Origin of the sequence: Stieleria sp., assembly GCF_041595215.1 — a bacterium.
GTDB lineage: Bacteria > Planctomycetota > Planctomycetia > Pirellulales > Pirellulaceae > Stieleria > Stieleria magnilauensis.
On sequence record NZ_JBFHKV010000841.1, the window covers coordinates 1 to 3901 of the forward strand.

General features: G+C 64.5%; 2 protein-coding genes. Both read left to right on the forward strand.

Features of this window, described 5'->3' with window-relative positions; genetic code table 11:
• Window positions 1-2671 (forward strand): hypothetical protein (locus ABX749_RS25015; RefSeq protein WP_372898395.1); only part of this gene is annotated, 2671 nt, incomplete at its 5' end.
• A 191-nt stretch (window positions 2672-2862) separates the two neighbouring features.
• Window positions 2863-3816, forward strand: a complete 954-nt coding sequence (locus ABX749_RS25020) for a lipase (protein ID WP_145219706.1) — start codon at window positions 2863-2865, stop codon at window positions 3814-3816.
• The last annotated feature ends 85 nt before the right edge of the window (window positions 3817-3901 follow it).

The following is a 3901-nucleotide window of genomic DNA, read 5'->3' on the forward strand; positions in this document are numbered from 1 at the left end:
CCAGCCAGCACCGCAGCCGACGCCCATTGCTGCATTGCCTGAAGCGACATTGCCTGCATCCGCCAAGACCGAAACTGGCACGGGCATCACCCCCGCCGCACCGTCACAAGACAACGAGGCGAGGATCGCCGCGGCCCCGCAGCAATCCGCTCCCAAAACGGCGCCGACCGCCCCGGCGGAAGTCGCAGCCCCGGCGGAAGTCGCTGCCGCAACGCAGCCCGAGCCCAGCGTTCCCACCCCATTTGCCGACGCGCCGATGCCGACGCAGCCCGAACCGGTTGACATCGCGTCTGCACCAGCAAGCGAAACCGCCCCAGCGCTGACCGCGCCGGCTGCCAAACCCACAGCTGCCAAACCCGAGACGTCGACGTTGACGACGCCGGACCGGCCGACACCAGCGGCGGAACTGGCGGTGACGCCCCAACCACAGCCTGTGCCACTGTCGCCGACCCAATCGGCGCCGACCCAACCAGCAACGCCGCAACCGGCCGCGCCAACCCTGCCGGTTCCCGCCGCACCCCAGTTCGGGCCGACGGGATCCGTTGCCGGACATCGCATCGGGCCACCGGCCTCGTCGTTCCGCCCCCGTCCCCAACCGCAACCCCACGCGGCCTTGAACCCGGCACACCTGCCGTTCGGCCCCGCGGCCGCCCCGATCGGCTCGGGCGTGACCGCCAATGCCCAGACTGCAGCCGCACCGACGACGATCCCAACTGCACCGACGACGATCCCGACCGCGCCGATGACGGTTCAGCCGTATGCCCCGACGCAACCGATCTCACAAAACCCTTACATCTACGGGCACTATCCCTACCCGACGCCGCCGCAGCAGAACACTGCACCGTATGGCACGGCACAGCACAACGCGGCACCGCACGGCACAGCACAGCGTAGCGCTGCACCGATTGCCGCCCCGCAGCCCACCCCTGTCCCGCAGCGCACCGCGGTACCGCAGCTCGCGCAGCAACCGGCCATCTCCGTCGGGCCTGATCGGCACGACGCCCCAACGTTCGCACCGTCACAGACTCGTCCCGGCGGCAGCCACCTGGGCGCTCCCATGGCATCCATGCCCGCACCGTACGCCAAACCTGTCGCGGCACCGCCGCAGCAACCCGCGCCGCAGCAACCTGCACCGCCGCAGCCAGCGCCGCAGCAGCCTGCTCCGCCGGCCGCATCCGCCGTGGCGACCGATCAACCATTCCAAGCCCCGACGCAGCCTCGACCGACCGCCAGCGATGCGGCAGCGAACCAGCTGCTCGCCGGACAAACCGCTGTCGCCTCGGAACTGCCGGGACTGCGCGTGGTCACCCACGGCCCGTCCAGCGTGATCATCCGCCAAACGCACGAGTTTGAAATTCGGGTCGAGAACCGCGGTTCGATCGACGCGGAAGGATTGATGATCCGCGCCGTCGTCCCCGATTGGGCCGACATCAAGGGTCAAAGCACAACCCGCGGCGACATCGACAGCCAAGACCTGGAAGCGGGCGACCGCTTGGTCTGGACCCTCGACACGCTGCCCGCCGGCAAGACCGAAAAACTGTTCCTGCGACTGCAAGCCCGGCAAAGCGGCACCCATCGATTGGATGTCGACTGGACCCTGACGCCCCAGTCCAGCGTCGCAAAAGTCCACGTCCGCGAGCCGCTGCTGGACCTGTTGATCGAAGGCCCCGAGGAAGTCGTCTACGGCGAATCGCAAACCTACAAGGTCCGCGTGCTCAACCCCGGCGACGGCCTGGCGCCCAACGTCGTGTTTACCTTGTCGCCCAATTCATCGACGCCACAAACACAGCGAATCGGTGACATCCCCAGCGGCAAAGAGGCCCAGTTCGAAGTCGAACTGACCGCCCAAGACCTCGGCGACTTGAAAATCCACGGCCTCGCTGCCGGAGACCTGGGACTGAAGGCACAAGCCGAAAAGACCATTCAGGTGTCGGCCGCCGAACTGGAAGCCGTCCTGGCCGGCCCCGAAGCGAAGTACCAAAACACCGAAGCGATCTACCACCTGCAGATCAGCAACAAGGGCAAGGCGACGTGTAAGAACGTCACCGCCAGCCTGGGACTGCCGCCGGGAATCCACTATCAAGGCGGAATCGACGTCGCGCGAAAACAGGGCACCAAGCTGACCTGGGAAATCGACTCGCTGCCGCCGGGTGCGTCACGTGATTACGAATTCTCCTGCACGATGGTTTCGCCCGGAAAACAGACCTTCGATTTCACCGCCAACGGCAGCGCCGCAGGCAAAACGGCCGTCGCCCTGGACACCCAAGTCGAATCGATCGCCGACCTGGTGATGACCCTGCAAGACCCCGCCGCTCCGGCACCGGTCGGTTCAGAAGTCGTCTACGAAATCGTGATCAAAAATCGCGGCAGCCGCCAAGCCAACGGTGTCCGTGCGATCGCACAGTTCAGCAACGGCATCGAACCGCGTCGCATCGAAGGCCACTCGGGGCAAGTCCTGACCGGCCAAGTGCTGCTGGACCCGATCGAAACGATCCGCCCCGGCGAAGAGATTCGCATCCGTGTGATTGCCGAAGCCGAAAGCGAAGGACACCACCGTTTCCGAACCGAAATCCGCTCGGGCGAAACCGTCCTGGTGGCCGAGGAAGCGACGCAGTTCCTGAGCAAACGCGGCGAACGCGTCAGCCGACGAAGCTCCAGCAGCAGCCGCTAAGAGCAGGGGTGTTAGCGGAACGACGCGAGCGGCCTGTCGAGCACAGCCCGCACGCGTCAGCAAGGGGCGCGATCGAGCACGAGGCACCTTTTTCCAACGTCGGGCCAATTTCTCCGAAGCGATCTCCCCAGCACAGGCTCTTGCTCCCTAACACCCCGGCACGCCCCCCCCAAACTTCCCCGACCTGTCGCATGCGAACTCTGCTCACCATCGCCCTGGCCACTTCGCTATGCTTTGAATTTCATCAGCATGTGGGCCATTCCGAGGACCCGATCATGGCGGAAACCTCCAATTTCAACGTGCCGCTGAAAACCACCCATTTCAGCCAAATCTGGACGGACCATTTGTGGCGTGACGGGTACCGCGTGCAACAAAACGCTCTGACGGGGCACTGGCGATTGATCGACGCCGACAACTACCGTCGTGCCTGGGGCAACAAGCAACAGTGCGTCGATTCGCTCAATCAGAAATGCCCCAAGACCGCCCCGTCGACCGCCAAACACCACGTGATCCTGCTTCACGGATTGATGCGGACCTGTGGCAGCATGAAAGCGTTGGAAACACAACTCGCCGAAAACGAGCTCCCCCACACGATCCGATTCTCCTACGCCAGCACCCGAGGCTCGATCGGAGACCACGCCGCCGCACTGCGTGAATTGCTCGAAGACCTGCCCAGCGACGACACGTTCAGCTTTGTCGGTCACAGCATGGGAAACATTGTGGTGCGCCACCTGATCGGGGACCTGCAAGCCGATGGCGACCCGAATCAGATCCTGCCACGCTGCGAATCGATGGTCATGCTGGGGCCGCCCAACCAGGGCGCCATGATCGCCCAGCGACTGGCGCCGACCAAAGTCTTTGGCTGGGTCACCGGTCAAGGCGGCATGGAACTCGGAGCGAACTGGAAACAGCTGGCGCCCAAACTGGCCGTTCCGCCGTTCCCCTTTCACATCATCGCCGGCGATGTCACCACGCCGGTGGCCAATCCGCTCGTTGATGGCGAAGGCGACTTTGTGGTCGGGATCGAAGAAGCAAAACTCGACGGCGCCAAGAGCTTCACGACCGTCCCCGTGCTGCACAGCTTCCTGATGGACAACGCCGACGTGATGGAAAAGACGATCCAACTGCTCAAGCACGAAGCCTAGTAGTCCGTCTCAGCTCAATCTTCGGGTAGTGGACGAGGCGACGAGTCCTCTGCAGTCGGCATGTTGGCATGGACTCGTCGCCTCG